The organism is Pseudactinotalea sp. Z1748 (assembly GCF_049725185.1).
GTDB lineage: Bacteria > Actinomycetota > Actinomycetes > Actinomycetales > Beutenbergiaceae > CALKWS01.
The window spans coordinates 457,444-482,901 of the sequence record NZ_JBMPQB010000002.1; the positions used below are offsets into that span (position 1 = coordinate 457,444).

27 protein-coding genes are annotated in these 25,458 nt (G+C 68.5%); 13 read left to right on the top strand and 14 right to left on the bottom strand.

The annotated features are described in order from the left end of the window. Positions 1-78 precede the first annotated feature (78 nt). The gene (locus tag ACO0LU_RS06440) at positions 79-924 is read left to right on the top strand and encodes a hypothetical protein (protein ID WP_424790575.1); all 846 of its coding nucleotides are present in this window, start codon (positions 79-81) and stop codon (positions 922-924) included. A 29-nt stretch (positions 925-953) separates the two neighbouring features. On the opposite strand, the gene ACO0LU_RS06445 is transcribed toward ACO0LU_RS06440, so the two are convergent. Continuing rightward, complete coding sequence (locus ACO0LU_RS06445) at positions 954-1,490, bottom strand: N-acetyltransferase family protein (RefSeq protein ID WP_424790576.1); 537 nt, start codon at positions 1,488-1,490, stop codon at positions 954-956. Between the two features lie 265 nt (positions 1,491-1,755). Here ACO0LU_RS06445 and ACO0LU_RS06450 point away from each other — a divergent pair, with 265 nt between their 5' ends. Beyond that, entirely contained in the window at positions 1,756-2,223 is a 468-nt protein-coding gene (locus ACO0LU_RS06450; protein ID WP_424790577.1) for a GNAT family N-acetyltransferase, read from the top strand. A gap of 15 nt (positions 2,224-2,238) precedes the next feature. Here the strand turns inward: ACO0LU_RS06450 and ACO0LU_RS06455 are convergent, their stop codons facing one another. Together ACO0LU_RS06455 and ACO0LU_RS06460 are read right to left on the bottom strand one after the other, a co-directional pair. Then, positions 2,239-3,150: an ABC transporter permease gene (locus tag ACO0LU_RS06455; protein ID WP_424790578.1), complete on the bottom strand. Its 912-nt coding sequence runs from the start codon at positions 3,148-3,150 to the stop codon at positions 2,239-2,241. Beyond that, positions 3,147-4,082, bottom strand: a complete 936-nt coding sequence (locus tag ACO0LU_RS06460; protein WP_424790579.1) for an ABC transporter ATP-binding protein — start codon at positions 4,080-4,082, stop codon at positions 3,147-3,149. The genes ACO0LU_RS06455 and ACO0LU_RS06460 overlap by 4 nt, the downstream gene beginning before the upstream one ends. A 330-nt stretch (positions 4,083-4,412) precedes the next feature. Between ACO0LU_RS06460 and ACO0LU_RS06465 the strand changes: the two genes are divergently transcribed. The 3 genes from ACO0LU_RS06465 (at position 4,413) to ACO0LU_RS06475 (ending at position 6,869) form a co-directional block, all read left to right on the top strand. Further along, entirely contained in the window at positions 4,413-5,249 is an 837-nt protein-coding gene (locus ACO0LU_RS06465; protein WP_424790580.1) for a Bax inhibitor-1/YccA family protein, read from the top strand. Between the two features lie 133 nt (positions 5,250-5,382). Then, positions 5,383-6,381, top strand: coding sequence for an acetylxylan esterase (locus ACO0LU_RS06470; RefSeq protein ID WP_424790581.1), 999 nt, complete (start codon positions 5,383-5,385; stop codon positions 6,379-6,381). Between the two features lie 83 nt (positions 6,382-6,464). After that, the gene (locus ACO0LU_RS06475) at positions 6,465-6,869 is read left to right on the top strand and encodes an FKBP-type peptidyl-prolyl cis-trans isomerase (RefSeq protein WP_424790582.1); all 405 of its coding nucleotides are present in this window, start codon (positions 6,465-6,467) and stop codon (positions 6,867-6,869) included. Positions 6,870-6,933: 64 nt separating this feature from the next. Here ACO0LU_RS06475 and ACO0LU_RS06480 read toward each other — a convergent pair whose 3' ends face one another. The 4 genes from ACO0LU_RS06480 to msrA all read right to left on the bottom strand — a co-directional run bounded on the left by ACO0LU_RS06480 (position 6,934) and on the right by msrA (position 9,428). Continuing rightward, entirely contained in the window at positions 6,934-7,530 is a 597-nt protein-coding gene (locus ACO0LU_RS06480) for a Dps family protein (RefSeq protein ID WP_424790583.1), read from the bottom strand. A gap of 37 nt (positions 7,531-7,567) precedes the next feature. Continuing rightward, entirely contained in the window at positions 7,568-7,813 is a 246-nt protein-coding gene (locus tag ACO0LU_RS06485; protein WP_424790584.1) for a hypothetical protein, read from the bottom strand. Between the two features lie 478 nt (positions 7,814-8,291). After that, complete coding sequence (locus ACO0LU_RS06490; protein ID WP_424790585.1) at positions 8,292-8,720, bottom strand: DoxX family membrane protein; 429 nt, start codon at positions 8,718-8,720, stop codon at positions 8,292-8,294. A 30-nt stretch (positions 8,721-8,750) separates the two neighbouring features. After that, positions 8,751-9,428 carry a peptide-methionine (S)-S-oxide reductase MsrA gene (gene msrA / locus ACO0LU_RS06495; protein WP_424790751.1) on the bottom strand — a complete coding sequence of 226 codons (678 nt, stop codon included), beginning with the start codon at positions 9,426-9,428 and terminating at the stop codon, positions 8,751-8,753. Between the two features lie 178 nt (positions 9,429-9,606). On the opposite strand from msrA, the gene ACO0LU_RS06500 reads away from it, so the two are divergent. Beyond that, on the top strand, positions 9,607-10,980 hold the full coding sequence (locus ACO0LU_RS06500; RefSeq protein ID WP_424790586.1) for an AI-2E family transporter: 1,374 nt from the start codon (positions 9,607-9,609) through the stop codon (positions 10,978-10,980). Continuing rightward, a complete protein-coding gene (gene ilvA, locus ACO0LU_RS06505; protein WP_424790587.1) occupies positions 10,977-12,206 on the top strand; it encodes a threonine ammonia-lyase in 1,230 nt (409 codons plus the stop codon). The genes ACO0LU_RS06500 and ilvA overlap by 4 nt, the downstream gene beginning before the upstream one ends. A gap of 86 nt (positions 12,207-12,292) precedes the next feature. Here the strand turns inward: ilvA and greA are convergent, their stop codons facing one another. Both greA and ACO0LU_RS06515 read right to left on the bottom strand, forming a co-directional pair. Next, on the bottom strand, positions 12,293-12,772 hold the full coding sequence (gene greA, locus ACO0LU_RS06510; RefSeq protein WP_424790588.1) for a transcription elongation factor GreA: 480 nt from the start codon (positions 12,770-12,772) through the stop codon (positions 12,293-12,295). A gap of 185 nt (positions 12,773-12,957) precedes the next feature. Next, positions 12,958-13,395: a DUF4307 domain-containing protein gene (locus ACO0LU_RS06515; RefSeq protein WP_424790589.1), complete on the bottom strand. Its 438-nt coding sequence runs from the start codon at positions 13,393-13,395 to the stop codon at positions 12,958-12,960. Between the two features lie 113 nt (positions 13,396-13,508). Here ACO0LU_RS06515 and mca point away from each other — a divergent pair, with 113 nt between their 5' ends. Genes mca through ACO0LU_RS06530 form a run of 3 tightly spaced genes read left to right on the top strand, consistent with a single transcriptional unit; the run spans position 13,509 to position 15,579 of the window. Further along, positions 13,509-14,351 carry a mycothiol conjugate amidase Mca gene (gene mca, locus ACO0LU_RS06520; RefSeq protein WP_424790752.1) on the top strand — a complete coding sequence of 281 codons (843 nt, stop codon included), beginning with the start codon at positions 13,509-13,511 and terminating at the stop codon, positions 14,349-14,351. Beyond that, positions 14,348-14,755: a hypothetical protein gene (locus ACO0LU_RS06525; RefSeq protein ID WP_424790590.1), complete on the top strand. Its 408-nt coding sequence runs from the start codon at positions 14,348-14,350 to the stop codon at positions 14,753-14,755. The genes mca and ACO0LU_RS06525 overlap by 4 nt, the downstream gene beginning before the upstream one ends. Continuing rightward, the gene (locus ACO0LU_RS06530; protein ID WP_424790591.1) at positions 14,752-15,579 is read left to right on the top strand and encodes a nitrilase-related carbon-nitrogen hydrolase; all 828 of its coding nucleotides are present in this window, start codon (positions 14,752-14,754) and stop codon (positions 15,577-15,579) included. The genes ACO0LU_RS06525 and ACO0LU_RS06530 overlap by 4 nt, the downstream gene beginning before the upstream one ends. A 49-nt stretch (positions 15,580-15,628) precedes the next feature. Here the strand turns inward: ACO0LU_RS06530 and trhA are convergent, their stop codons facing one another. Next, positions 15,629-16,303, bottom strand: a complete 675-nt coding sequence (gene trhA / locus ACO0LU_RS06535; protein ID WP_424790592.1) for a PAQR family membrane homeostasis protein TrhA — start codon at positions 16,301-16,303, stop codon at positions 15,629-15,631. 222 nt (positions 16,304-16,525) lie between these two features. On the opposite strand from trhA, the gene ACO0LU_RS06540 reads away from it, so the two are divergent. The 3 genes from ACO0LU_RS06540 to ACO0LU_RS06550 all read left to right on the top strand — a co-directional run bounded on the left by ACO0LU_RS06540 (position 16,526) and on the right by ACO0LU_RS06550 (position 20,583). Then, positions 16,526-17,287, top strand: a complete 762-nt coding sequence (locus tag ACO0LU_RS06540) for an isoprenyl transferase (RefSeq protein WP_424790593.1) — start codon at positions 16,526-16,528, stop codon at positions 17,285-17,287. 92 nt (positions 17,288-17,379) lie between these two features. Then, positions 17,380-18,948, top strand: coding sequence for a PhoH family protein (locus ACO0LU_RS06545; RefSeq protein WP_424790594.1), 1,569 nt, complete (start codon positions 17,380-17,382; stop codon positions 18,946-18,948). A 93-nt stretch (positions 18,949-19,041) separates the two neighbouring features. Next, the gene (locus tag ACO0LU_RS06550) at positions 19,042-20,583 is read left to right on the top strand and encodes a UDP-N-acetylglucosamine 1-carboxyvinyltransferase (RefSeq protein ID WP_424788097.1); all 1,542 of its coding nucleotides are present in this window, start codon (positions 19,042-19,044) and stop codon (positions 20,581-20,583) included. 27 nt (positions 20,584-20,610) lie between these two features. On the opposite strand, the gene ACO0LU_RS06555 is transcribed toward ACO0LU_RS06550, so the two are convergent. The 4 genes from ACO0LU_RS06555 to ACO0LU_RS06570 all read right to left on the bottom strand — a co-directional run bounded on the left by ACO0LU_RS06555 (position 20,611) and on the right by ACO0LU_RS06570 (position 25,441). Beyond that, on the bottom strand, positions 20,611-21,963 hold the full coding sequence (locus tag ACO0LU_RS06555) for an NAD(P)/FAD-dependent oxidoreductase (RefSeq protein ID WP_424790595.1): 1,353 nt from the start codon (positions 21,961-21,963) through the stop codon (positions 20,611-20,613). A gap of 163 nt (positions 21,964-22,126) precedes the next feature. Next, positions 22,127-23,041 (bottom strand): carbohydrate ABC transporter permease, encoded by a 915-nt coding sequence (locus ACO0LU_RS06560; protein ID WP_424790596.1) that lies wholly within the window; start codon positions 23,039-23,041, stop codon positions 22,127-22,129. Next, positions 23,038-24,018, bottom strand: a complete 981-nt coding sequence (locus ACO0LU_RS06565; protein WP_424790597.1) for a carbohydrate ABC transporter permease — start codon at positions 24,016-24,018, stop codon at positions 23,038-23,040. The genes ACO0LU_RS06560 and ACO0LU_RS06565 overlap by 4 nt, the downstream gene beginning before the upstream one ends. Positions 24,019-24,088: 70 nt before the next feature. Further along, positions 24,089-25,441: an ABC transporter substrate-binding protein gene (locus tag ACO0LU_RS06570; RefSeq protein WP_424790598.1), complete on the bottom strand. Its 1,353-nt coding sequence runs from the start codon at positions 25,439-25,441 to the stop codon at positions 24,089-24,091. Positions 25,442-25,458: the final 17 nt, after the last annotated feature.

The following is a 25,458-nucleotide window of genomic DNA, read 5'->3' on the forward strand; positions in this document are numbered from 1 at the left end:
ATCGGCCGCTGAGGCCTAGTCTTGTGCCGTCAAGAGACGAACTGACGATCTGATCCTAGGGGGTGGCTGGTGCGGCACGTGCGGTGGAGTGTTGCTGTGGTGCTGGCGGTAGTACTCGCGGCATGCACACCGCCCGCGCCGGTCACGGTGCCCGAGCCCACTCAAGCGCCCGACGCGCAGGTGCAGTCCCAGGCGCGCACCTTCGAGGTGCTCCTGAATGAGTTGTACGAACACTTCCTCGTCAGCGGCCCCGGGGCAGCGCAGTACATCTCCAGCGACGCCACCCCGGCGCAGGCCGCAGCCGAACTCAGAGATGCGGTCGGGCTGGGGGATCAGGCCACCAGGTTCGCCCTGGCCACCGGGACCGAACTGGCCCGCACCGCAGCGGCGGCCACCACCCCGGGACGCGTCACCGAGGTGGAGTTCGAGGTCCGCGACGTCGAGGTCCTCGGGGACGTCGACGGGCGGCTGATCGTGGCCACCACCGTCTGGCACCAGCGTGCGGTCCGGCAGGGCCCGACCCACGAGCAGACCGTCACCTTCGCGGTCGGCTGGCGTGGAGAGGAACTGGACAGCGTCGCCGAGGTGCTCAGCAGCGGGTCGGTTCGGGGGTTGGACTCCGGATCCGGGCTGCGCTCGCCGCTGGGGGCGGTGCGCCGGTACGTGGAGTTGGTCGAAGGACGCGACTTCGATGCGGTGGCGCAACTCAGTGGCGGGGCGAACACCGACGCGGTCGCCCTGGACGTGCTCGCCTCGGTGGTCGGATCCTCCGAGTCCACCTTCGTCGTCGCCCTGCCGCAAGCGACCGAGGGATCGGCGCACGTGGTCTACCTGATCAACGCCTCGGGCATGGTGATCGGCCGCTTCGAGGTGAAACTCGCCCGAGCCGGGTCCACCGAGGTCGTCTACTTCGCGACGGCGTAGCCGGCTGCCGGTGGGGGTGACGCCCGGGTTCAGGCGTCGGCCGCCGAGAGGTCCAGCACCATGGTGTCAGCGTTCCCGTTGCGGCCCACGATGGTGAACCCGGCCGCGGCGAACAGCGACGCTGAGGGGTTCCCGTCCTCCACACTGACACTGATTCGCCGGATCCCGGCGGCCTCGGCGCGGGCGAACAGCGTGCGCAGCAGGCCTGAGCCGATGCCCCGGCGCCGGTGCTGCTGCGCTACCCCGATGCTCAGTTCGGGCACGTCGTCGGCGACGTAGCCGTACCCGGGGTGGTGGGAGTCGAACCGACGCAGCCAGGCCGCACCGATGGGAATCTGCAGCCCGGCGGGCCCGCCGGTGTCCACCGCGATCACACCGAGATCCCCGGCGCGCTGCCAGCCGGCCACATAGTGGGACAGGGTCTTGTCGCGCAGCAACTGGCGCCGCTTCATCCGTTCCTCGCCGGTCCAGTTCACCGCTTCGAGCAACATATCGATCAGGAACTCGGCGTCCTCGGGTCCGGCGTCCCGCACGCCGATCGTCCCTTGCCGCTGCTGTTCCGTCATCGTCTCGTTGTCCCTATCTCGTGCAGATCGTGACCGGTCGCCGCTCCTGGCACGCCACCTGGCGGTGCTGCTGGTGAGACGCTGGGCATAGCCGTCCCGGGCGGGCTCGGACCGTTTCGAAACTCCAGTGTCCCCGAGATGGTGCCGATATGTCACATCGTCATGCCACGGGGGCTATCTGTGCCACCCTGCGGAGGGCCCGTGGCTGACCCGCACAGTTGTTACGGCATGTTTCTGCCGGCGTGGCAACGTTAGAATCGGCCGGGTGTCTCAACTCGACGTGACCTCTCCCGACCCGAACGAGAGCCCGCACCTGGTGGACCTCGAGCCGGGCGATGCCACCTGGCCGGACATTCTCGCCGTCCTGCAGGAATTGCGCCCGCACCTGACCGCCGAGCTCCTCGATCAGGTGCGGGCCGAGGGAGAGGGGCAGGGTCTCCGGTTCACCGCGTTGTTCCACCAGGACCGCTGTGTGGCGGTGGCGGGTTGGCGGATCATCGCCAACACCAGCGCGATCCGGAAGTTCTATGTGGACGATCTAGCCACCGCCACCGGGAAGCGGTCCCGCGGGTACGGCGCGATCCTGTTGAACGCACTGACCGAGCGGGCCAGGGACGCGGGCTGTACCCGGATCGAGTTGGATTCCGGTGTCCAGCGCCACCGGGCGCACCGATTCTACCTGCGTGCCGGGATGGACATCGTCGGCCACCACTTCAGCCGACGCCTGAACTGAACACCGGTAGGGCCCTCAGGCGTCCCGGCGGCGCAGCAGCACCCCGGCGAGCACCAGGGCAACGACTACGTAGCCGCACAGGACGGCGAAGCCCTGCCACTCGGTCAGCACGTCATCGGGTGCGCCCATCACCAGGCGTTCACCGGCACTGGCCGGCAGGTAGAGCGCCAGGTCCTGGAGCCAGTCGATCTGGATCATGCCCACGATCGGCAGCACCAGCAGGATGCCCAGCACGGCTGCGATCGCCCCGGCGGTATGCCGCAGCAGGAACCCGATCCCCAGGCTGAACAACGCGATGGCGCTCAGGTACAGCGGCACCCCGAACAGGGTGCGCCAGGCACCCTCCTCGGAGACGTCCAGTTGCATTCCGTGCGGCTCCAGGATCGGGGTGGTGGCCAACCAGGACAGCGCCACGGCCAGGGCTCCCAGGGTCAGGCCCACCAGGATCACGATCGCCACCTTGGCCACCAGCACCGGCAGGCGGGTGGGCACAGCGGTCAGGGTCGACCGGATCTGCCCGGTCGCGTACTCACTCGTGGCCACCATCACCCCGAGCACCGCCAGCACGATCTGCCCCACGCCGTAACTGAAACTGATCGCCACCAGGCCGAGCGAAGTCAGCGAGAAGTCCTCCCCGCCCTCCATGGTCACGTCGGCCCCGTCGCCGCCGTCCGCCGGTCCGCCCGGGCCGGTCGGATCGAACGTGAAGCCCCAAGCCATCAGGGCGGACAGGCCCACCATCACCACGATCGTGACCGCGATGATCCAGATCGAGGAGGGCAACGTCCAGAACTTCAGCCACTCCGACCGGATCGTGCGCCACATGCTGGTCGGACGCACCGCCAGGTGCTGACGGCCGGGGTTGTGCCCCGCACTCCGTTGATCGGCTGCCTCGGGCCGGTCGGTTCCCTTGATGTCGGGGCTCATGCCGCCCCCGCCTGCGCTTCGATCGGCTGCCCACCGGAGTGATACTCCACCTCGTCGGCGGTGAGCTTGAGGTAGGCGTCCTCCAGGCTGGCGTTGCGGGGGGAGAGTTCGTGCAGCACCAACCCGGCTCCGGCCGCGATCTCCCCGATCTCCTCGGCACTGAGCCCGTCGACCTCCAGCACGCCGGGCCCCTCCTGCGCGACCGAGGCGCCGGCGCGGTTGAGCCGCTCAGCCAGGTCACCGGACCGGGGAGCACGCACCCGCACCGAGGTGCCGGTGACCGAGTCGATCACCTCCTGCAGGGGACCGGAGGCGACGATCCGGCCGCGGCCGATGATGATCAGGTCATCGGCGGTGATCGCCATCTCGCTCATCAGGTGCGAGGACAGGAAGACGGTGCGGCCCTGATCGGCAAGGGTGCGCATCATCGTCCGGACCCAACGCACGCCCTCGGGGTCCAGGCCGTTGACCGGTTCGTCCAGGATCAGCGTGCGCGGGTCACCGAGCAACGCTGCGGCGATCCCCAATCGCTGGCCCATCCCCAGGGAGAACCCCCCCACCCGCTTGTGCGCCACCGAGCCCAGCCCGGTCAGTTCGATCACGTCGGTCACCCGGGAGTGCGGGATGCCGTGGGTGGCCGCAATGGTGCGCAGGTGGTGGTAACCGGTGCGGGAGGTGTGCACCGCGCGGGCCTCCAGGAGCGCCCCGACTTGGCCGAGTGGGGCGGTGTGCTTGGCGTAGCGCTTGCCGTCAACGGTCACCTGGCCGCTGGTCGGATGGTCCAGCCCCACGATCATCCGCATCGTGGTGGACTTGCCCGCACCGTTGGGACCCAGGAACCCGGTGACCCGCCCCGGATGGACGGTGAAGGAGATATCGTCGACGGCGACTTTCCTGCCGTACCTCTTGGTGAGGCCGCGTGCCTCGATCATGGTGCGTTCCCCGTAGGTTGATGCGGCGGGCGAGGTGGATGATGCCAGCGCCTTCACATTAGGGGCCAGCACTTTGTTCCGGCGTCCCCCTTGAGGATGAGATCGCACCGGTCCCTGGGATGACATCTGGCACCCCCGGAACCGCAGGTGGATCGCCCGGTACCTGCGCGGGTCCACGGGCAGTGGAGCGAGGTAGGGCACGGGAACATCGAAACCCGCGCCGGCGTTACATGAGGTGAGAGGCCGATTACGGTGCGTCTGCCCGGCGTCCGGCCCGGTAGGATGGGTGCGGCACATCGGCCGACGTCCATGACGCGACCAGGAGAGTCCATGGCAAACCCTTATCTGTCCAACAGCCCGCAATTCGGCAAGGCGCAACCCCAGCACGGGGCGCACTTCCAACCCAAGGGCGGCACCGCGACGGTGCCGCAGGGATACGAACCTCAGTTCCAAGCGGTCGAGCAGTCCTACTACGGCCCCGATGCCGGTCCGGAGCACACCGGTCGGATGACCTATGAGGACGTGATCGTCCGCACCGCCGGGATGCTCGCGCTGGTGGTCGGCGCGGCTGCCGCAGGATGGTTCCTCATTCCGGACGGACTGAAGATGGCCGCCCTGGTGGGCGGGCTGGTGGTAGGACTGATCCTCGGTCTGGTCAACGCCTTCAAGCGTGAGCCCAGCCCCGGTCTGATCCTCGCCTACGGGGTCGCTCAGGGAGTGTTCCTCGGTGTGATCTCGGGGGTCTTCGAGATCATGTATCCCGGCATCGTGGTGCAGGCGGTGCTGGCCACGTTCATCACCTTCGGCGTGACCCTGGCCCTGTTCCGCAGCGGCAAGATCCGGGTGACTCCCAAGTTCACCAAGATCGTGGTCATCGCGACCATCAGTTACGCGGTGTTCGTCCTGGTCAACCTCGGCATCATGTGGTTCACCGACATCGGCGGCCAGTTCGGCCTGCGCTCGGGATGGATCGGTCTGGCGATCGGTGCCTTCGCGGTCATCCTCGCGGCCCTGAATCTGGTGCTGGACTTCGACATGATCGCCCGCGGCGTCAAGAACGGGGTGGCCCGGCGCTACGCCTGGAGTGCGGCGTTCGGTCTCACCGTGACCCTGATCTGGCTGTACATCGAGTTCCTCCGGATCCTGGCGATCCTGCGGAACAACTGAGCGGCCCGGCCGGGCCCGCCGCGCACCCCTGAGCGCGCACGCCCGCTCGGCGCGAACCCCGACGACGGCGCGTCCACCCACCGGGTGAGCGCGCCGTCGTCGTTCGCCCCGTGGCCCGCTACGATCGCTGCTCATGCCACTCTTCGATCTCCCACTGACCGAACTTCGCCAGTACCGCCCCGCGGTGGCCGAGCCGGATGACTTCGACGACTTCTGGGCCCAGACTCTCGCCCAGGCCCGCGGCCACGCGCTGGAGGTTCGCCATCAGGCCGTCCGGACCGGCTTGCGCCACGTTCAGGTACGCGACGTGACATTCGCGGGGTTCGGCGGGCACCCGATCAGGGCCTGGTACTCCCGCCCGGCCGGGGTAGCGGCGGACCTGCCGCTGGTGGTCAGTTTCCTCGGCTATAGCGGTGGCCGGGGGCTACCGCACGAGCACACCCTCTACCCCAGTGCGGGATATGCCCACCTGGTGATGGACAGCCGCGGGCAGGGCCACCGCAATTCGGGCGGGCACACCCCGGACCCGGTGGGGACCACACCCTCGAAGCCGGGCTTCCTCACCCGGGGTGTGCACGACCCGGCCGAGTACTACTACCGGCGTCTGTTCACCGACGCCGTCCGCGCGGTCGAGGCCGGCCGGACCCTTCCCGGGGTCGACCCGGACCGCGTGGTGGTGGCCGGGATCAGTCAGGGCGGGGCGATCGCGCTGGCGGCGGCCGCGCTCACCCCGGGACTGGCTGGGGCACTGATCCACGTGCCGTTCCTGCAGCACATCCGCCGGGCGGTGGAGATCACCGGCGCCGCCCCGTTCGTGGAGATCGCCGACTACCTCGCCGTGCACCGCGACCGGGTCGAGCAGTTGTGGCGGACCATCTCCTACATCGACGGAGTAAACCTGGCCAAGCGTGCCCACGCTCCGGTGATGTACTCGGTGGCGATGATGGACACGATCTGCCCGCCCTCCACGGTCTTTGCCTCCTACAACGCCTACGGCGCCGCAGCGGATGAGGGCGGGTCCGGGCCGGTGCGCAAGCAGATCGAGGTGTGGGAGTACAACAACCACGAGGGCGGTGGCGGGCACCAGGAGGCCAAGGACCTGGCCTGGCTGGCCGAGCTGCTCGGTGGATGAGCACCGGCGGCACACCGCCGCCGATGTGTCTATCGTGGCCGGGACGGTTGACCCCAATGCTGATCGCAGCGAAATGAGGAGCGATGACCAACGCACTGCCTACAGCCTCCGGATCCTTCGGCGACAAGCCGGAGATCACCTTCCCGGACGCCGCCCCACCGGCAGATCTGACCGTCGCGGTGCTCAGCCGCGGAGACGGCGGGGTGGTCGAGGCCGGCCAGACCATCGACGTGGACTACCTCGGCCAGGTCTGGGGTGGACGGATCTTTGACAACTCCTACGACCGGGGTTCCTCGATCCAGTTCGGTATCGGCATCGGCCAGGTCATCGCCGGTTGGGACAACGGGCTGGTGGGCCAGCAGATCGGGTCCCGCCTGCTGATCTCCATCCCCCCGCACGAGGGCTACGGGCCCGGCGGCAACCCGCGCGCCGGCATCGGTGGCGATGACACTCTCGTGTTCGTGGTGGACATCAAGAACGCCGGCTGAGAAAACCACAGCACACCAGGAGGGCCCCCGCTGGGAACGGCGGGGGCCCTCGTGCGTCTCGGTGTTACTCCCCGGCCGCTTCCGCTGCGCGCTGGGCCGCGGTGTCCTCCGAGCGGGTGCCCGCGGTGGCCAACTCGCCCTGGGTGTTCTGCAGGTGCGCCCGGATGAACCACTGGAACAACTCCAGGCCCTTGATCTGCCCGATGAGCATGTCCTCGGTGACCGGGTCGACGTCGGCGATCGCGCGCTGTGCGGTGCGGTGCTCGGCGATCAGCCCGTCGTAGACCACGTTCAGCGCGCCGAGGTGCTCGTTGGTGGTGGCGCGCTCCAGGCTGTAATCGCTCCAAGAGCGGTTCTTCACGATCTCCCCGGGCGTGCCCAGGGGGGATACGCCCAGGGTGGCGATCCGCTCCGCGGTCTCATCGACCCAGGCGCGCACCTCCTCCACCTGGGGGTCGAGCATCTCGTGCACGGCGATGAAATGTGGGCCCACCACGTTCCAGTGCACGTGCTTGAGGGTCAGGGCCAGGTCGTTCAGCGCGTTCAGCCGGTCCTGGAGCAACTCGGCGATCTTGGTGCCCTCCTCCAGGCTCAGGCCGGGCACCGTGTAGGAGCCGGTGCCGGGACGGCTGGTGATCGGGTTGTCCTCGTCGGTAGTCATCCTCCGACGATACGACGCACCCTGGTTTCGTGCGAGATCAGCCCCCCTCGGTGAGCACGTCCTCGAACAACGCCACGGCCAGCGGGCGCCACCGGGGGCGCAGCGCGTAGACGGCACTGAGCCGCAGCCTGGCGGCGGTGCGGCAAGCCGCCACCCGGGAGCGGGTGGCGGCATCGGGTGCCAGGGCGCCCAGGAACGCCTCGCTGGCTGCGGTTGCGCGCCACTCGGTGAGCAGGTTCCTGACGGACCCGTAGTTCCAGGTGCGCCAGCACGTTGGCGACATCCAGGGCCGGCTCGCCCCACGCCGCGGTGTCCAGGTCCAACAAAGCGGGATGGTCCTGACCCTCCGCGATCAGCACCTGCTGGTCGTGCAGTCCCGGTGCAGCAGTGCGGCGGGCCTCGGATCACCGCCGTCGCCTTCGTCCTGATGAACCAGAGGGGCGAGCAACTGCTCGATCCGCTCCCGCTCGGTGGTCGGCAGGAGGCCCCAGGCCAGCACCGGGTCCAGCCAACTTGCGGGTGGTGGCCACCTCCTCGGCGGCATCGTGGCGCGCACGCAATCCCGGGGCCTGCAACGCAAGGGGTACCGGTGCGGACGCCGCAGCCACGGGCGGCAGGGAGGGGTACGGGTGAGGACGCCGCCGGAGCGGCGCCGCAGCAGTGGGGGAGGGGACGGGAGGACGCCGGAGAGCACGGCGGCGTGCGGGCTCAGCCCACTCGGGGAGCCCGCAGGGCCCACGCTGCGCCCACGCTGCGGAGTGTCAGCGGTGCTTGCGCCGGTACCGGTCGAATGCGACGAGGCTCACTCCGGCACCCAGGAGCCAACCGTCCTTGGCGATGGCGATCCCGTCCGGAGTCGGGCGCAGGCTGCCCTCCTGGCGCAGACCGGGTGCGCGCAGGTACAGGCCCACCAGGCCGGCCGCGAACGCGGTCAACCCGGTGCCGGCCACGCGCGCCGGTACGCCCGGGATGAGCAGCGCGGCGCCGATCACGGTCTCGGCGATGGCCAGGGCCTTGTTGAATTCCTCCGCCGGCACATCGGCCAGGAACGGGTAGGCAGCGCTCGCGAAGCCGTGCGTCTGCGCCGCGGTCTCGGCGTCGGCGCCCAACTTCTCCATACCGGAGTTGATGATGAACGCACCGGTGGCGATCCGTAGCGGCCAGGTGGTCAGTGCTCGTGACTTCGACATGTGATCCTCGTGTTGGTCGCGGGGGCAGGGTCAGGCTGAGGGCGGTGCCACGTCTTGCTGGGCCGGCACCTCGTCCTGGCGCAGCACACCGACCGGGCAACTCATGCCGTTGGGCCCGTGGTTGCAGTACCCGCCCGGGTTCTTCTCCAGGTACTGCTGGTGGAAGGCCTCGGCGTAGTAGAACATCCCAGCCTGCGAGGCCGGACGCAACTCGGTGGTGATGTCGCCGAGCCCATGCTCGCGCACCACGGTGTTGAACGCCTCCCGGGAGGCGCGGACCAGCGCCTCGTCGGCCTCGTCGGTCCAGTAGATCGCGGAGCGGTACTGGGTGCCCACGTCATTGCCCTGACGGTGCCCCTGAGTGGGGTCGTGGTTCTCCCAGAAGGCTTTGAGGATCTCCTCCAGGCCGATCCGTTCGGGGTCGTAGACCACCTGGACGGCCTCGGTGTGGCCGGTCAGGCCGGTGCACACCTCCTCGTAGGTCGGGTAGGGGGTGTAACCGCCCTGGTAACCGGCTGCGGTGCTGATCACCCCGGGCAGGCGCCAGAAGATGCGTTCGGCGCCCCAGAAGCACCCCATCGCCAGGTACACCGAGCGCGCACCCTCCGGCCAGGGCCCGATCAGCGGGGAGCCGAGCACGTCGTGGTTGGCGGGGACCGGGTAGGCGGGCGCGGTCCGCCCGGGCAGGGCCTGCTCGGGCGTCACCATCTGGGTTGGCCGGCGGGTACCAAAGATCACGTACGACTCCTCACGCTGGCGGAACCACCGAAACACGGCGGGTATATCTGCGCAACACCAGGATTGGTCGTAGTGTTCCCGATGCGGGGCCATGCGCTCAGGGTGTGCGGGCCGTACGCTGAGCCACAGACGAGAGGCTGGAGAGGCGATGGCGCGAGGATCTGGGAAGCGGTTCATCGACCGCTTCACGTCCGATGGGGGTCGCGACGATGACGATCGGTTAGCGGCATCGCCGGCGTCCGCCGATCCGGCGTCGGATCCCGAAGCGGAGCCGGAGCAGATCTCAGCCAGGGCCCGGGCCGAGGCCGATGAGGACCTCACGGCGCCGAAGGGGACGCCCCAGAAGTTGGGGGATGCCGCGACCGCGCAGGCATCCTCGCGGGGGGTCTCGGCTTCGGCTTATGTGACGCCCGCGGTGCGCGGTGCGGCGGCCTGGGCGTGGCGCCTCGCCATCATCGCGATCGTCGGTGGGGCCCTGGTGTTCGGACTGATGCAGTTGAGCCTGGTGGTCATCCCGGTGCTGGTGGCGGTGCTGCTGGCCGCGTTGCTGATGCCGGTGGTGCGCTGGCTGAGCGGGCACGGGGTGCCCCGGACGCTGGCCGTGGCGCTGACCATGCTCGTCAGTTTTGGGGCGGTCGGCACGTTGCTCACCCTGGCCGGGCGCGCGGTCGGCACCGGTATCGCCGATCTGGCCGACCAGGCGGTCCAGGGGCTGTACGCCTTCATCGACTGGCTCAGCGAAGGGCCACTGAACATCAGCCCGGACCAACTCGAGGAGTACCTCGATGAGGCGCTGGAGCAGGTTCAGGATAATGTCCAGGAGATCGTGACCGGAGCGATCAGCGTGACCACCACGGTGGGCCAGATATTCGCTGGGATGTTGATCGCCCTGTTCTGCCTGTTCTTCTTCCTGCGGGATGGGCGCACCATCTGGACCTGGGTGGTGGGACTCCTGCCGCAGGCGGGGCGCGCTCAGATCGACGGTGCGGCGTTGCGGGGCTGGCTGAGCCTGGGACAGTACTCCCGGATGCAGATCCTGGTGGCCTTCATCGACGGTGTCGGCATCGGTGTGGGGGCCTGGATTCTCGGGGTGCCGCTGGCCCTGCCGCTCGGAGTCCTGGTGTTCCTGGGTTCGTTCATCCCGATCGTTGGTGCCGTGTTGACCGGTGCGATCGCGGTGCTGGTGGCGCTGGTGGATGGCGGATTCTGGACCTCGGTGATCATGCTGGCGATCGTGCTGGGTGTGCAACAGATCGAAGGGAACGTGCTGCAGCCGTTCCTGATGGGACGCGCCTTGAAGTTGCACCCGGTGGCGGTGCTGCTCGCGGTGACCGCTGGTACCGTCCTGGGCGGGATCATCGGAGCACTGCTCGCCGTACCGATCATCGCGGCCACCAATTCGGTGATGCTGTACCTGCACGGCCATGACAACGCGCCCGCGGAGGATCAACGTGACCTGGAGCGGGCCACGCTGCAGATGCAGCGTGACTTCCGGCAGCGAGGAAAGGTCCGCACTTCTTGATCACGCTCGAGATGATCCGGGCCGCCGCCCGGGAATTGGAGGGGGTGGCCCAGCGCACCCCGATGGAGTACTCGCGGGCGTTGAGCCAGGTGGCGGGTGTTCCGGTGCACCTGAAGTGCGAGAACCTGCAGCGCGGTGGTTCGTTCAAGATCCGTGGTGCGTACACGCGGATGTCCCGGCTCAGCGCGGCGCAGAAGGCCGCCGGCGTGATCGCCGCATCCGCCGGCAACCACGCCCAGGGCGTGGCGCTGGCGGCGAGGATGCTGGGGATCTCGGCCACCGTGTACATGCCGGTCGACGCCGCACTTCCCAAGGTGGCGGCCACCGCGGGGTACGGGGCCGAGATCCGCCGGGCCGGCTCCAGCGTCGATGAGGCTCTCGTCGAGGCACGAGCGGAGGCCGAGCGCACCGGGAAGGTGGTGGTCCATCCCTTCGACCATCCCGACATCGTCACGGGACAGGCCTCGATCGCCCTGGAGATCGCCGAGCAGACGCCGGAGGTGGCCACCGTGCTCGTGCCCACCGGGGGCGGGGGGCTGCTGGCCGGGGTCGGCGCCGGACTGCGCACGGTCCTGGGGCGGCCGGTGGAGGTGGTCGGTGTGCAGGCGGAGGGCGCGGCTGCCTACCCGGCGTCGTTGAGCGCCGGGAGCCCGATACCGCTGGAGGCCATGCACACGATGGCCGATGGAATCGCAGTGGCCACTCCCGGCCAGGTGCCCCTGGAGATCGTGCAGGACTCGGTGGCCCGGGTGGAGACCGTGACCGAGGAGGAGATCTCCCGGGCCCTGCTGATGTTGACCGAACGGGCCAAGTTGGTGGTGGAGCCCTCCGGGGCCGCCGGTATCGCCGCGTTGATGCACCGTCCCGGGGCTTATGCCGGGCCGGTGGTGGCGATCCTTTCCGGGGGCAACATCGACCCGCTGGTGCTGATGCGGGTGCTGCGACACGGCATGGTGGCGGCCGGCCGGTACCTGCAGGTACAGGTCCGGGTGAAGGACACCCCTGGCAACCTCGCCCGGTTGCTGGCCCACCTGGCCGACCTGGACGCCAACGTCCTCAACGTCGGGCACGTGCGCACCGCGGCCGACCTGGCCGTCGACGAGGTGGACATCGCGGTCGAGTGCGAGACCAACGGCGCCGAGCACTGCGACTCAGTCCTGCGGGCACTGGCCGGAGAGGACCACTACCGGGTGCTGTGGGGTTCAATGGAGGCTCCCACCGCGTGAGCGGATGGGTCAGCGGTGACCACCCCGGAAAACTGCGGTGCCCGCCGAGCAGGTGCGGTGACCTGCCGACGGGCACGGCGTCGTCGTCAGCCCTTGTAGGGCTTGGCGGCGGAGATCTTGACCTCGATGGTCGCTCCGTTGGGTGCCTGGTACTCCACCGAGTCCCCGACCTGCTTGCCCGAGATCGCCGAGCCCAGCGGCGAGCCCGCCGAGTAGACATCGAGGTTGGTGTCGACGGCACCTTCGCGCGAACCGAGCAGGAACGTCATCTCGTCCCCACCCACGTCGGCGGTGACCACCATGCCCGGTTCCACCACGCCGTCGTCAGCTGGTGTCTCCCCGACGTGGGCGTTGCGCAGCAACTCCTCCAACTGGCGGATCCGCGCTTCCTGCTTGGCCTGCTCCTCCCGGGCAGCGTGGTAACCGCCGTTCTCCTTGAGGTCACCCTCATCGCGGGCGGCGTCGATCCGGTCGGCGATTTCGGCGCGTCCCCTACTCACCAGGTGGTCGTACTCGGCCTTGAGCCGGTCATAACTGTCCCGTGTGAGCCACGTGGTTTCGGACACGTTCCCTCCTCGGCATGAAATGGAGCATGAATAAATAGGGCCCGGTGCTGAACGCAGGGAACCTCGTGGTCGTCCATGAGGTTCTGACTCACCCGGAGGCTCGATGCGGTCCGCTCCGAGCGGTGCAAGTGCCCCATTCTAGCAAGGTCTGCGCGAATTCTCGCGAAGCAACGGTGCCGGAGGGGTCAATTCACCAATTCACATGAGCGCACGATGCCGGTCACCGGGGCCGCGCTGGTGGCCACGGATACCCTGACCTGGTTCATCCGGTCCTGGAACGGGCCCAGGCGAGTATCGAGCAGGCCGACCTGGCCGAAGTTGGCGTCGAGGGCCTCGATCGTGCAGTCGGCCTGCTCACCCGGGGGCATGGTGATCTCGAACAGCACCTCTACCGAGGCCTGGTCGGGGGCCACGAAGAAGGAGATCTCCTGGGTGCTCACCGACGGGGCCAGTCGGTCGATGGCCACCCACAGGCCGAAAGCGCCCGCCAGCACCGCGACGGTCAAGGCTAGGATCCACATGGTCCGCCGGCCGCGCCGAGCATCGCGCACTGGGCCGTACCGTTCGGCCAGCCTGCGCTCGGCCCGGGCCTGCGGCGCCGATGCACCCTGCACTGCTGTCATCCTTACACTGGTCGGTAGCACAGACCGGTATGCCTGTGCGCGACAGTCTCGCACTTCTCTCACCCCACACCTAGCCAGGAGGTTGGTCCGTGGTCAGCCAGGACCTGCGGCTGATGGCCGTACATGCTCATCCCGACGATGAGTCGAGTAAGGGGGCTGCCACCATGGCCCGTTACGCATCCGAAGGGGTGCAGGTGCTCGTGGTGACCTGCACCGGCGGGGAGCGTGGTTCCATCCTCAACCCCCGGCTGGAGAACGATGAGACCGTGCTCGCCGACCTTCCGGGCACGCGCCGCCGGGAGATGGCCGCCGCAGCGCAGGTCCTCGGCGTGGATCAGCACTGGCTCGGCTTCGTCGACTCGGGCCTGCCCGAGGGTGATCCGCTGCCGGACCTACCGGAGGGCTCCTTCGCGCTCACCCCGGTGGAGGTGGCGACCGAGGCGCTGGTCGAGGTGGTGCGCCGGTTCCGCCCGCACGTGATGACCACCTACAACGAGAATGGTGGCTACCCCCACCCAGACCATGTGATGACCCACAAGATCTCGATGGCGGCTTATGAGGCGGCCGGCGATGGCGAGCAGTTCCCCGACGCCGGGGAGCCGTGGGAGGTCTCGAAGATCTACTACGACGTGGGCTTCCACAAGGAGCGGATCCTCACCGTGCACGAGGAACTGATCGAGCGGGGGATGGAATCGCCGTTCGGGGACTGGCTGAAGCGCTGGGAGGACCGGCCGAGCCGGGAGGTCACCACGCAGGTGCGCTGCGCGGACTTCTTCGGGCACCGAGACCGGGCGCTGTTGGCCCACGCCACCCAGATCGACCCCGACGGGTTCTTCTTCGCCGTCCCCCGCGACGTGGAGCGCGAGGCGTGGCCGACCGAGGAGTTCGAACTCGCCCACTCCCGGGTGCCCACAGACCTTCCCGAGGACGACCTGTTCGCCGGGGTGCGGACGTGAACGTGCGCTCGAGGGCCGCCGTGCTGATCCACGACGGTACCGGCGGCGTGCACCCGGTGGCCGATCAGTTGGCCCGGGGATCCGATCCGAATCTGGTGGCCCCGGGGATGGCGGCGTTCCTGGCCTTCCTCGCGCTGGCGCTGGCGTTGATCGCGCTGGGATGGTCCCTGACGCGTCAGGTGCGCCGCTCGGAGTACCGCAACGCACAACGCCGCGCCGCGGCCGCGCAACAGCGCCCCGGGCCTGCCGGAGCCGGTGCAGCGAGCGTCGGTGACGTCGGCGCCGACAGCCCTGATCCTGGGGACCGGCGCCCCGGAGGTGACGACGACGCATCGCCAGGGGCGCCGGCGACGTCCCCCCCGGCCGACACCCCCGCCGACGGGGGATCGGAGGCGAGACCGTGACCAGCCCACTCGACGTCGCTGTGGTGCAACTGCAGGCGGATGAGGATGTGCAGGAGAATGCCCGCGCCGCCGCCGAAGCGATCCGGGATGCCGGCCGCGCGCAGTTGGTGGTCCTGCCCGAGTACACCAGCGGCTGGGCCAAGCACCTGCGCCCGGAGCTGGCCCAGCCCGCTCGGGGGCCATTCACCGAGGCCGTCCGGCGGGCGGCCAGGGAGTCCGGGCGCACCGTGGTGCTGGGCACGATGGAGCCCGACGACGGCGAGTCGGCCCGCTGCGCAAACGTCGCTCTGGCCATCGGACCGGACGGGCAGGACCTGGGGCGCTACCGCAAGGTGCACCTGTTTGATGCTTACGGAATCCGGGAGTCCGACACCTTGACCCCGGGGCCGGCCGGCGCCGAGCACGCGCTGGTGTTCGACGTCGGTGCACTGCGCGTGGGTGTGGCCACCTGTTACGACATCCGGTTCCCCGAGACCTTCCGGGTGTTGGCTGACGCCGGTGCGAACGTGTTCGCCATCGGAGCCGCGTGGGCGGCTGGGGAGGGCAAGGCCGAACTGCTCCTGACCCTGGCTCGTGCTCGGGCGATCGAGAACGCCAGTTACGTGCTGATCTCCTCCCAGCCCGGGCCCGGCCGGTCCGGGCACAGTGCCATCGTCGATCCGCGCGGGGTGGTGCTCTCCCAGGCAGGGAGCGATGAGGCACGCACCCTGCAAGCTGCACTCGACCCGGAGGTGGTGCGCGCCACCCGGGCTCAGGTGCCAAGCCTTGGCCATCGCCGGTACCGCGTGGTGCCGGTCGACGACGACGGTGGCCGGGTCGGCTAGCCGCCTCAGTGGACCGTCGGCGCGCCGTCAGCAGGCCTTCGGTGCGACGTCAGCGGGCCAGCAGCACCGCCGCCCCGACGGCCACCGCGTGACAGGTGTAGCCGACCACGGTGCCCACGTGGAAGATCTCGTGATAGCCGAAGTAACGCGGGCTCGGATTGGGCCGCTTGAACCCGTAGGCCAGTGCGCCCAGGGTGTACCCGAGGCCACCGGCGATGATCAACCACACCACGGCCGCGTTGGAGGCGGACCAGAACGCGGGCATGAACCACACCGCCACCCAGCCCAGCGCCACGTAGACCGGCACGTAGAACCAGCGCGGTGCGTTCAGCCAGAACACCCGGGCACCGATCCCGGCGAGGGCACCTCCCCAGACCACCGCGAGCAGGACGGTGGCGGTGCGGACCGGGAGCAGCATCACGGCCAGCGGGGTGTAGGTGCCGGCGATAACCAGGAAGATGTTGGAGTGGTCCAGCCGGCGGAGGGTGGCGAACCAGCGCGGGGTCCAGGTGCCCCGGTGGTAGATCGCGCTGGTGGTGAACAGCACCACGGTGGTCACCGCGAACACTGCCACCGCCGCGCGCGCACCCGGCGTCGGGGCCACAACAAGCAGAACGATTCCGATCACCGCAGCCAGCGGTGCCATCACCGTATGGATCCACCCACGCAGCAGCGGCTTGGCGAGGGCCTGGGCAACGGTGTCGCCGGTGGAGGGGGCGGTCATGTGGCACGTCCGGGGAGTCTGGGGGCGGTGTCCAGGCCAAGGGGCGCAGCCCCACTCGCCTTACCTACGCCATCGTAGGTTACGGAAACGTAGCCTACAACGGCGATGCCAGCGAGTAGCGTATACCCAGCGTGTGGTGCGCTCCGTGCCAGGTGGCCGCCTCCGCACGCACCTGCATCGCGTCCCGCCCGTACCGGTAGCCGAGAGGAGAACCGCATCCGCATGCGACCTCCGGCCCTGCTGTACGGACTGTATGAGCGCAAACTCTCCCGGGATCTGCAGTCGGCCCAGGTGCCCAAGCACGTGGGGGTGATGCTGGACGGCAACCGTCGTTGGGCGCGGGCGGTCGGCCTGGACGCAGCCCACGGACATCGCGCCGGGGCTCAACGCATCCATGACCTGCTCACCTGGTGCGCCGAGGCCGGCGTGTCGGTGGTCACCATGTGGATGCTGTCCACCGACAACCTGCGCCGGGAGGCCCAGGAGGTCTCGGACCTGTTGGAGATCATCGCCACCGCCGTGCAGGAACTGGCCGACACCGGGCGCTGGCGGCTGCGCATGGTCGGGGAGCTCGCCCTGCTGCCGCAGGAGATCGCGGCCCGGCTGGCCGCGAACGAGGCCGCCACGGCCGACGTGGACGGTATGCAGGTCAACATCGCCGTCGGGTACGGGGGGCGCCACGAGATCGCCAACGCGGTGCGCTCCCTGCTCAAGGAACACGTGGCCGCCGGGCACAGCCTGGAGGAGATCGTCGAGGAACTGACCGAGGCGCACATCGGTGAGCACCTGTACACCAAGGGTCAGCCGGACCCGGACCTGGTGATCCGTACCTCGGGGGAACAGCGCCTGGGCGGCTTCCTGCTCTGGCAGAGCGCGCACAGTGAGTTCTACTTCTGCGAGGCGTTCTGGCCGGACTTCCGCAGGGTGGACTTTCTGCGGGCGCTGCGGGCCTACTCCCGGCGGGAACGCCGGCTGGGTCGCTGACCTCACCCGAGGTGAACACCGGATGACGTTTCGGCACCCGGCGTGCCGTAACGCGGATCGGTATCCACCAGGTCGTAGCGTGGGAGCACTGGATGGCAACCTCGCCATCCATCGGAAGGCCAGCCCATGGAGTTCACGCTCGGATGGGGAAGGGGCCTTCGGCCCCATCGGCCGACCGCCCTCCACCCGCGACCGCCACACCTGACGGTGTGCCGCGGCAGGTCCAGCTAGAGGAGCTACCTGTGAGCCGTGAATCCCTCGAGTTCGACGTCCAGATCGGATCCATGTCCGAGGCGGGGGGAGGCGCGGCAGAACTGCCCGTGGCCGACCCTGCCCCCGACCTGGCCGACGGCGAGGTGGTCACCTATGTGCTGGACACCTCCGTGCTGCTGTCCGATCCGTGGGCGATCCTGCGGTTCGCCGAGCATGAGGTGGTGCTACCGGTAGTGGTGATCACCGAGTTGGAGGGCAAGCGCCACCACCCCGAGCTCGGCTACTTCGCGCGTAGCGCGTTGCGGATGCTCGACGACCTGCGCCTCGAACACGGCCGGCTCGATTCCCCGGTTCCGGTGGGCGCGCAGGGTGGAACGATACGGGTAGAACTCAACCACTCCGATCCGGCGGTGCTGCCCTCGGGTCTGCGGTTGGGTGACAACGACACTCGTATCCTGTCCGTGGCCGCCAACCTCGCTGCCGAGGGGGGCCACGTCACGATCGTCTCCAAGGACCTGCCGATGCGGGTCAAGGCCTCATCGGTGGGGCTGCGGGCAGAGGAGTACCGGGCCCAGCTCGCCCTGGACTCGGGGTGGCGAGGCATCTCCGAAGCGGCACTCAGCGAGGAGGAGATGGGGGAGTTGTGGGCCAGTGAGCGCCTGGTCATCGCCGACGTGGTGGCCGGGGAGACCGTGCGTGACCTGCCGTGCAACACCGGGCTGGTACTGCACTCCCCGCGCGGTTCGGCGCTGGGCCGGGTCACGGCGGACAAACAGATCACACTGGTGCGCGGGGACCGGGATATCTTCGGTATGCACGGGCGCAGCGCCGAACAGCGCATCGCCATCGATCTCCTGCTCGACTCCGAGGTAGGCATCGTCTCCCTGGGCGGGCGGGCCGGCACCGGCAAGTCCGCCCTGGCACTGTGCGCGGGTCTGGAGGCGGTGCTGGAGCGCCAGGAGCACCGCAAGGTGGTGGTGTTCCGGCCGTTGTACGCCGTCGGCGGCCAGGAACTGGGCTACCTGCCCGGTAGCGAGGCGGAGAAGATGAACCCCTGGGCCCAGGCGGTGTTCGACACCCTGGGGGCGGTGGTCTCGACCGAGGTGGTCGAGGAGGTGATGGACCGCGGCATGCTCGAGGTTCTGCCCCTGACCCACATCCGTGGCCGGTCCCTGCACGATGCGTTCGTGATCGTCGATGAGGCGCAGTCACTGGAGCGCAACGTGCTCCTGACCGTGCTCTCCCGGATCGGGCAGAGTTCTCGGGTGGTGCTCACCCACGATGTGGCCCAGCGCGACAACCTGCGCGTGGGACGCCACGACGGCATCGCCTCGGTGATCGAGTCGCTCAAGGGCCACCCGCTGTTCGGACACGTGACGTTGACCCGTTCCGAACGCTCTGCGGTGGCGGCGCTGGTCACCGAGTTGCTCGAGGGGCCGGGGATGTGAACTGATGGATGCGGAATGTCCCGCTTCCACCCTCGGGCGTGATCCTGGCCACTCTCGCGGGCGGGTATCTCATATGCGAGATATCGTGCCCGAATGACCACGATTGAGCAGACCCAGACCACGGTGCCCGAGATCGGTGCCCTGATCCGCGGGGCCCGGCAGAACAAGGGCCTCACCCAGACCCAGTTGGCCGAGTTGCTCGGTACCAGCCAGAGCGCGGTGGCCCGGATCGAGAACGGCGGGCAGAACCTGACCGTGGAACTGCTGGGCCGGATCAACCAGGCCCTGGAGGCGGATCTGCTCCACCTCGGCCGGCCCCGCGCCTCCCACCTGCGGGTGACCGGAGAGCAGAAACTCTCCGGGACCATCACGGTGAAGTCCTCCAAGAACGGCGCGGTAGCCCTGCTGTGCGCCGCACTGCTCAACCGTGGCCGTACCACCCTGCGCGGAGTCGCCCGGATCGTAGAGGTGGACCGGATCGTGGCGGTGCTGCGCTCCATCGGGGTGCAGGCCACATGGTCCGCCGACGGAAAGGACCTCGAACTCGTTCCGCCGGCCGAGTTGGATCTGGCGAACATCGACACCGAGGCAGCTCGTCGAACCCGCAGCATCATCATGTTCCTGGGGCCGTTGCTGAACAGGGAAGCGGCGTTCGAGTTGCCCTACGCCGGGGGCTGCAACCTGGGTACGCGCACGGTGGAGCCACACATGATCGCCCTGCGGCCCTTCGGCCTGGACGTGCTGGCCACCTCCGGCGCCTATCAGGCCACGGTGAATCCGGAGCGGCCGACCGACATCAAGGTGGTGCTGACCGAGCGCGGTGACACGGTCACCGAGAACGCCATCATGGCTGCCGCCCGGCACCCGGGTGTGACCACGATCCGCAACGCCAGCCCGAACTACATGGTCCAGGACCTGTGCTTCTACCTCGAGCTGCTCGGGGTGCGGATCGACGGGATCGGTACCACCACCCTACGGGTGCACGGCCTGGCCGACATCGACGCCGACGTCGACTACGCCCCGGGTGAGGACCCGGTGGAGGCGATGAGCCTGCTCACCGCCGGCATCGTGACGAACTCGGAGATCACCGTGGCGCGGGTACCGATCGAGTTCATGGAGATCGAACTGGCCACACTCTCGGAGATGGGTCTGCGTTACACGCTCTCGGAGGAGTACCCGGCCGCGAACGGGCGCACGCGGCTGGTGGACGTCACGGTGCAGCCGAGCGAGTTGAAGGCCCCGATCGACAAGATCCACCCGATGCCCTTCCCCGGCCTGAACATCGACAACCTCCCCTTCTTCGCGGTGATCGCCGCGACCGCCTCGGGCACCACGATGATCCACGACTGGGTCTACGACAACCGCGCTCTGCACTTGACGGACCTGACCAGGCTCGGTGCTGACGTGCGGCTGCTGGACCCGCACCGGTTGGATATCACCGGCCCTACCCGGTTCTCCGGCGCGGAGGTGACCTGCCCGCCGGCCCTGCGTCCGGCGGTGGTGATCCTGCTGGCGATGCTGGCGGCCAAGGGCACCTCGGTGCTGCGCGGTGTGGACATCATCGCCCGCGGCTACGAGCAGTTGCAGGAGCGGCTGATTGAGCTCGGCGCCCAGATCGAGACGTTCCGCGACTGAGTACCTGCGCCGAAGGCGCGGGCGTGTTCAGCGCAGCGGGTCGAACGGGGCGAGCAACTCGGGAACCTGCCCGGTGGTGATCGCCTCGGTGAGCAACCGCCCGGTCAACGGCCCCAGCGTGATACCCCACATCCCGTGCCCACCGGCGATGTGCACCCGGGGCGAGGCGGTCGGACCGATCTGCGGCAGACCATCAGGCGTGACCGGCCGGGAGCCGACCCACTCGTCCTCGCGCGACTCGAAGTCCGCTCCGGTCAACAGCGGCCGGGTGGCGCCGACGATCGCGTTGATGCGGCGCGGGTCCAACGGGGCGTCGGGGCGCTGGAACTCCATCATTCCGGCCACCCGTAGCCGTCCACCCAGCGGGGTGCAGGCCACGCGCTGGGCCGGGAAGTACACCGGCACCGTCGGCGCGGGGTCAACCGACACGGTGAAGGAATAGCCCCGTCCGGCTTGGACCACCTGGCGGACCCCGAAGCCACGGGACAGTTGCGGCAGCCACGCCCCGGTCGCCAGCACCACCACGTCGGCGGCCAGTCGTTCGACCTCCCCCCCGGTGCGCGCGGGGCTCTCACTGCGGGTCTGGCCGCTACGGACGTTGTCCGCCACGGTGACCGAGGCCGGTGAACCCGGCCCACCGCCGTCGGCGGCTATCACCCGCCGTCCTTCGTGCACCGTGGTGCCCTGAGCGCGCACCGCCGCCGCCAGTGAGGTCAGGAAAGCGGGCGGGTCCATGAAGCGCGTCCCGTGCAGCCGGATCGCCTCGACCACCTGCTCGGACAGCGCCGGCACGATCTCCCGCGCCGCGTCGCCGTCGAGCAGGTCGGCGCCCACGTCCTGACCGGCCGCACGGATCTGGTCGAACTCTTCCATCAGCAGTTTGTGCTGGCCGGGACGGGCGAAGCAGGCCAGGAACGCCTCGGGCTCCACGGTGGGTTCACTCACCCCGTTCTCGGTCAACTCGTCGAACGCCGCCAGCGACTCCCGGTTCAGCGGGATGTAGTGGCCCATCGCCCTGGTCCAGGCCCCGGCGGTGGAGCGGCGTAGGAAGCCGGCCAGGAACCGGATCAGCACCGGGTCGATCCGGGGCGGGACGTAGACCGGGGAGTTGGGGGAGATGAACGCCTTGAGTCCCGAACGTAGGATCGCGGGCTCGGGTAACGGGGTGGTGATCGGAGGAGTCAGCCAGCCGGCGTTGCCCCAGGACGCCCCGGCGGCTACGTGATCCTGCTCCACCACGGTCACGTCCAGGCCGGCGCGGCGCAGGTGCCACGCGGTGGCAAGTCCGACCATCCCGGCGCCAACGACGATCGCTGACTTCGGCGTGGGGATACTGCGTTGGCGGACCGCGGCGATGCGGCGGTTTCGGCGGGAACCCATTGGTCCTTGGTACCAGCCGCGCAGCGGCGATGCCAGCGGTTTGACGCGCAGGTCCTGCGAAGCCGGTGCGCCGCCGTCACCGGAATCGGGCCCGGGGCGTCCCCTCGGGCACAACCCGGGCCCGGGCCGGGAAGGAGTCCCCGGGCCCGGGCCGGGCCGTTTCCTAGCCTTTGACCGCCCCCGCGGTCATGCCGCGCACGAAGTAGCGCTGCAGGGCGAAGAAGACGATCACGGGGACCAGCATCGAGATGAACGCCCCGGAGGAGAGCAGGTCCCATCGCTGGCCGTACTGGCCGATGAGACCCTGCAACGCCACGGTGACCACCTCGTTGCGTCCCGAACCGATGAACAGCACCGCGATCAGCAGGTCGTTCCACACCCAGAGGAACTGGAAGATCGCGAAGGCGGCCAGCGCCGGCACGCTCATCGGCAGGATCAGGCGCCAGAACGTCTGATAGTGGCTGGCACCATCGATCTTGGCCGACTCGATCACGGCCGTGGGCAACGTGGACATGTAGTTGCGCAGGATGAAGACCGCCAGCGGCATCCCGAACCCGGTGTGGGCCAGCCACACCGTGATGAACTCCCCGACCAGGCCGAACTGGTTGAACAACTGCAGCAGTGGCATCAGCGCCACCTGGTTGGGCACCACGAGCAGGCCCACGACGAGGACGAACAGCCAATCCCGGCCCCGGAACTGCAGGAACGTGAAGGCGTATGCCGCCATCGCCGCGATCAGGATCGGGATGATGGTGGCCGGAATGGTCACCACCAGGGAGTTGATGAAGGCGTTGCCCATGCCCGCATCCAGGACCTCCCGATAGGAGTTCAGCGTCCAGTCGTTGTCCCAGAACCGCAGGATCGCTCCCCACCAGGAGGTGCTGGTGGCATCCTCGCGGGTACGGAAGGAGGTGACCAGCAGACCCAGCGTGGGGATGACGAAGCCGACGACGACGAGGGCCAGGGTGATGCGGACCGGCCAGTTGGCTCTGGACTCACCCGGCTCGGGACGTGACCTGGGGCGGGACCTGCCCGTCGGGGCGGCTTCTGCTACCGGAGGAACGGTCGAGGTACTCATCCCATGGCCTCCTGCTTCCGGAACTGCCGGACCTGGTAGATCATCACCGGGATCACCGCGATCATCAGCAGCACCACAATGGCCGCGGATTTGCCGTAATCACCCACATTGAACAGTTCGGCGAAGAATCGTCGTGCCACGACGTCGGTATTGTGCTGGCCCCCGGTCATCACGTAGACAATGTCGAAGATCTTCATGACCGCGATCAGAATCGTGACGAATACGGTGATCACCGTGCCCCAGATCTGCGGGATCACCACTTGGAAGAAAGCCTGTACTTCGGTCGCGCCGTCAATTCGTGCCGCTTCGACCGTTTCCTCCGGGACCGCTTTGATCGCCGAGGACAACAGCACCATCGCGAACCCGGTCTGCAACCAGATCAGGATGATCATGAGCAGGAAACTGTTCAGCCGGTAGTCCCGCATCTGCAGCCAGACCTGTGGTTGCCCGCCGATGCCGGTCCACAGTGCGTTCAGCAACCCGATCTGTTCGGTTCCGCCGGGACGGAACTCGTAGATGAACCGCCAGATCGTACTGGCCCCGACCATGGAGATCGCCATCGGCAGGAAGATCAGTGACTTGGTGACCTTCTCCCCGCGTGGCGCGAGCCGGTCGGTGAGCACCGCCACCAGCAGCCCGATCACCACCGCCACGGTGGGCACCACCAGGATCCACAGCAGGGTGTTGATCATGGTCTGCTGGAACGCGGACTCGGTGAGCAGATCTACGTAGTTCTGCACCCCGACCCACTCGGTGGAGCGGGCGTTGGCGAAACTGAGAATGATCGTGCGCACGCCCGGGTAGAGCAGGAATAGTCCGATGAAGGCGATCGCCGGGCCGGCGAACACCCACGGCTTGAGCCTGCTGGACCAGCGTTCGGGAAGCCTCTCGACCAACCAGTTGAACACGAAGAACAGGATGAGCACCGCTCCGACGCCACCGGCGATGGCAAGGACGGCGTTGATGACTTTGATCATGGTGCGCCCTTTCCCAGTCGAGCACGGCGGCCGGGCGAGGCTTCACCGCCCGCCCGGCCGCCGTGGAGAATCACGGCCAACTATTCTCGATCTCGCTGAGAGCCTCCTCCAGTTCCACGCTCCCGGAGAGCCAGTCCACCATCGAGGTCCAGAACGTCCCGGTGCCCACCTGGGCGGGCATCAGGTCCGAACCGTCGAAGCGGAATACATCCGAGTCGGCGGCCAGTTCGGCCTGCTCGCGGAGCAGGTCGTTGGGGTAGAAGGAGGTGTCGAAGGAGACGTTCGGGGACAACCACCCACCGGATGCGGCGGAGTTCTCACCGAATGACGGTGCGGCGATCGCCTCCAGGGCTGCGGCGGCGTCGGGGTTGTCGCTCAGCAGCGCCATGTAGTCACCGCCGCCCAGCACGGGCTGTCCATCGAAGCCGCCCTCATAGGGAGGCAGCAGGAACACGCCGACCTCCTCATCGAGGTTCTCCAGGATCTCCGGAGGCCAGAAACTGGTGATGAAGTTGCCCTGGCGGTGCATCATGCAGCCCGGCTCGTCGGCGATCAGCGGGTTTGCGGCGTCACCGAAGTTCGTGGCGGTCAGGCCCTGCTGGCCACCGACCACGAAGCCCTCGGTCAGGGCGATCTCACCGAATGCCTCACCGGCTTCCACGACGACGGGGTCATCGAAGGGGATCTCATTGTTCACCCACTGGTCGTAGACATCCGGTCCACCCACCCGGAGCACGTACTCCTCCAGCCAGTCCGTTGCCGGCCAACCGGTGTCGGGTCCGGACTCGATGCCGATGCACCAGGGCGTCACACCGTCATCGACCATCTGCTGGCTCAATTGCACCAGTTCCTGGTGCGATTCGGGGATGGTGTAGCCGGCGTCGTCGAACTCGGGGATCGGGTAGAAGACCAGTGACTTGACGTTGATGGAGTAGGGGATGCCGTAGGTGGTGCCGTCCTCCGCGGTGCCGGTGTCCACCAGGCCGTCGATCATGTCCCCGGACGCTGCGTCGAGGTCGAGAGCCTCGGAGAGTGGGATCAGGTGACCGTCCCCGGCCAGGTCCATCATCAGACCGGGCTGGGGGAAGATCGCGATGTCGGGTACGTTCCCGCCCTCGACGCGGGTGCGGATAATGGTGTCGAAGTCGGCCAGGGAGTTGAACTCCAAGTCGAGGTCGTGCTCCTCGGCCACCATCTCCAGATCGGCTTCGAACGCCTGTTGTTGTTCCCCGGAGAAGGCACCGACGATCTCTACCGGTCCACCGCTGGCACCGTTGCCGTTATCACCATTGCCTGTGTCGCCGGTGCCCCCGCCCCCGTTGCCGCCGTTGCCCCCATCGGGGTCGTCGCTCAAGCACCCGGCTGCGAGTAGGCCCGTGGCGGCCACGACCGCCGCCAGGCGGACTGCTGCGCTTCGTTTCATTCCGGCTCCCTTGCTAG

Excerpts from the sequence above, each read along its gene's own strand:
- ACO0LU_RS06470 (WP_424790581.1), top strand. The coding sequence starts at position 5,383 with ATGCCACTCTTCGATCTCCCACTGACCGAACTTCGCCAGTACCGCCCC.
- ACO0LU_RS06515 (WP_424790589.1), bottom strand. The coding sequence starts at position 13,395 with ATGACAGCAGTGCAGGGTGCATCGGCGCCGCAGGCCCGGGCCGAGCGC.
- trhA (WP_424790592.1), bottom strand. The coding sequence starts at position 16,303 with ATGACCGCCCCCTCCACCGGCGACACCGTTGCCCAGGCCCTCGCCAAG.
- ACO0LU_RS06465 (WP_424790580.1), top strand. The coding sequence starts at position 4,413 with ATGGCAAACCCTTATCTGTCCAACAGCCCGCAATTCGGCAAGGCGCAA.
- ACO0LU_RS06475 (WP_424790582.1), top strand. The coding sequence starts at position 6,465 with ATGACCAACGCACTGCCTACAGCCTCCGGATCCTTCGGCGACAAGCCG.
- ACO0LU_RS06445 (WP_424790576.1), bottom strand. The coding sequence starts at position 1,490 with ATGACGGAACAGCAGCGGCAAGGGACGATCGGCGTGCGGGACGCCGGA.
- ACO0LU_RS06490 (WP_424790585.1), bottom strand. The coding sequence starts at position 8,720 with ATGTCGAAGTCACGAGCACTGACCACCTGGCCGCTACGGATCGCCACC.
- ACO0LU_RS06460 (WP_424790579.1), bottom strand. The coding sequence starts at position 4,082 with ATGATCGAGGCACGCGGCCTCACCAAGAGGTACGGCAGGAAAGTCGCC.
- msrA (WP_424790751.1), bottom strand. The coding sequence starts at position 9,428 with ATGGTGACGCCCGAGCAGGCCCTGCCCGGGCGGACCGCGCCCGCCTAC.
- ACO0LU_RS06550 (WP_424788097.1), top strand. The coding sequence starts at position 19,042 with ATGACCACGATTGAGCAGACCCAGACCACGGTGCCCGAGATCGGTGCC.
- mca (WP_424790752.1), top strand. The coding sequence starts at position 13,509 with ATGGCCGTACATGCTCATCCCGACGATGAGTCGAGTAAGGGGGCTGCC.
- ACO0LU_RS06455 (WP_424790578.1), bottom strand. The coding sequence starts at position 3,150 with ATGAGCCCCGACATCAAGGGAACCGACCGGCCCGAGGCAGCCGATCAA.
- ACO0LU_RS06545 (WP_424790594.1), top strand. The coding sequence starts at position 17,380 with ATGGCAACCTCGCCATCCATCGGAAGGCCAGCCCATGGAGTTCACGCT.
- ACO0LU_RS06540 (WP_424790593.1), top strand. The coding sequence starts at position 16,526 with ATGCGACCTCCGGCCCTGCTGTACGGACTGTATGAGCGCAAACTCTCC.
- ACO0LU_RS06560 (WP_424790596.1), bottom strand. The coding sequence starts at position 23,041 with ATGAGTACCTCGACCGTTCCTCCGGTAGCAGAAGCCGCCCCGACGGGC.
- ACO0LU_RS06500 (WP_424790586.1), top strand. The coding sequence starts at position 9,607 with ATGGCGCGAGGATCTGGGAAGCGGTTCATCGACCGCTTCACGTCCGAT.
- ACO0LU_RS06570 (WP_424790598.1), bottom strand. The coding sequence starts at position 25,441 with ATGAAACGAAGCGCAGCAGTCCGCCTGGCGGCGGTCGTGGCCGCCACG.
- ACO0LU_RS06565 (WP_424790597.1), bottom strand. The coding sequence starts at position 24,018 with ATGATCAAAGTCATCAACGCCGTCCTTGCCATCGCCGGTGGCGTCGGA.
- ACO0LU_RS06480 (WP_424790583.1), bottom strand. The coding sequence starts at position 7,530 with ATGACTACCGACGAGGACAACCCGATCACCAGCCGTCCCGGCACCGGC.
- ACO0LU_RS06485 (WP_424790584.1), bottom strand. The coding sequence starts at position 7,813 with ATGTCGCCAACGTGCTGGCGCACCTGGAACTACGGGTCCGTCAGGAAC.
- ACO0LU_RS06555 (WP_424790595.1), bottom strand. The coding sequence starts at position 21,963 with ATGGGTTCCCGCCGAAACCGCCGCATCGCCGCGGTCCGCCAACGCAGT.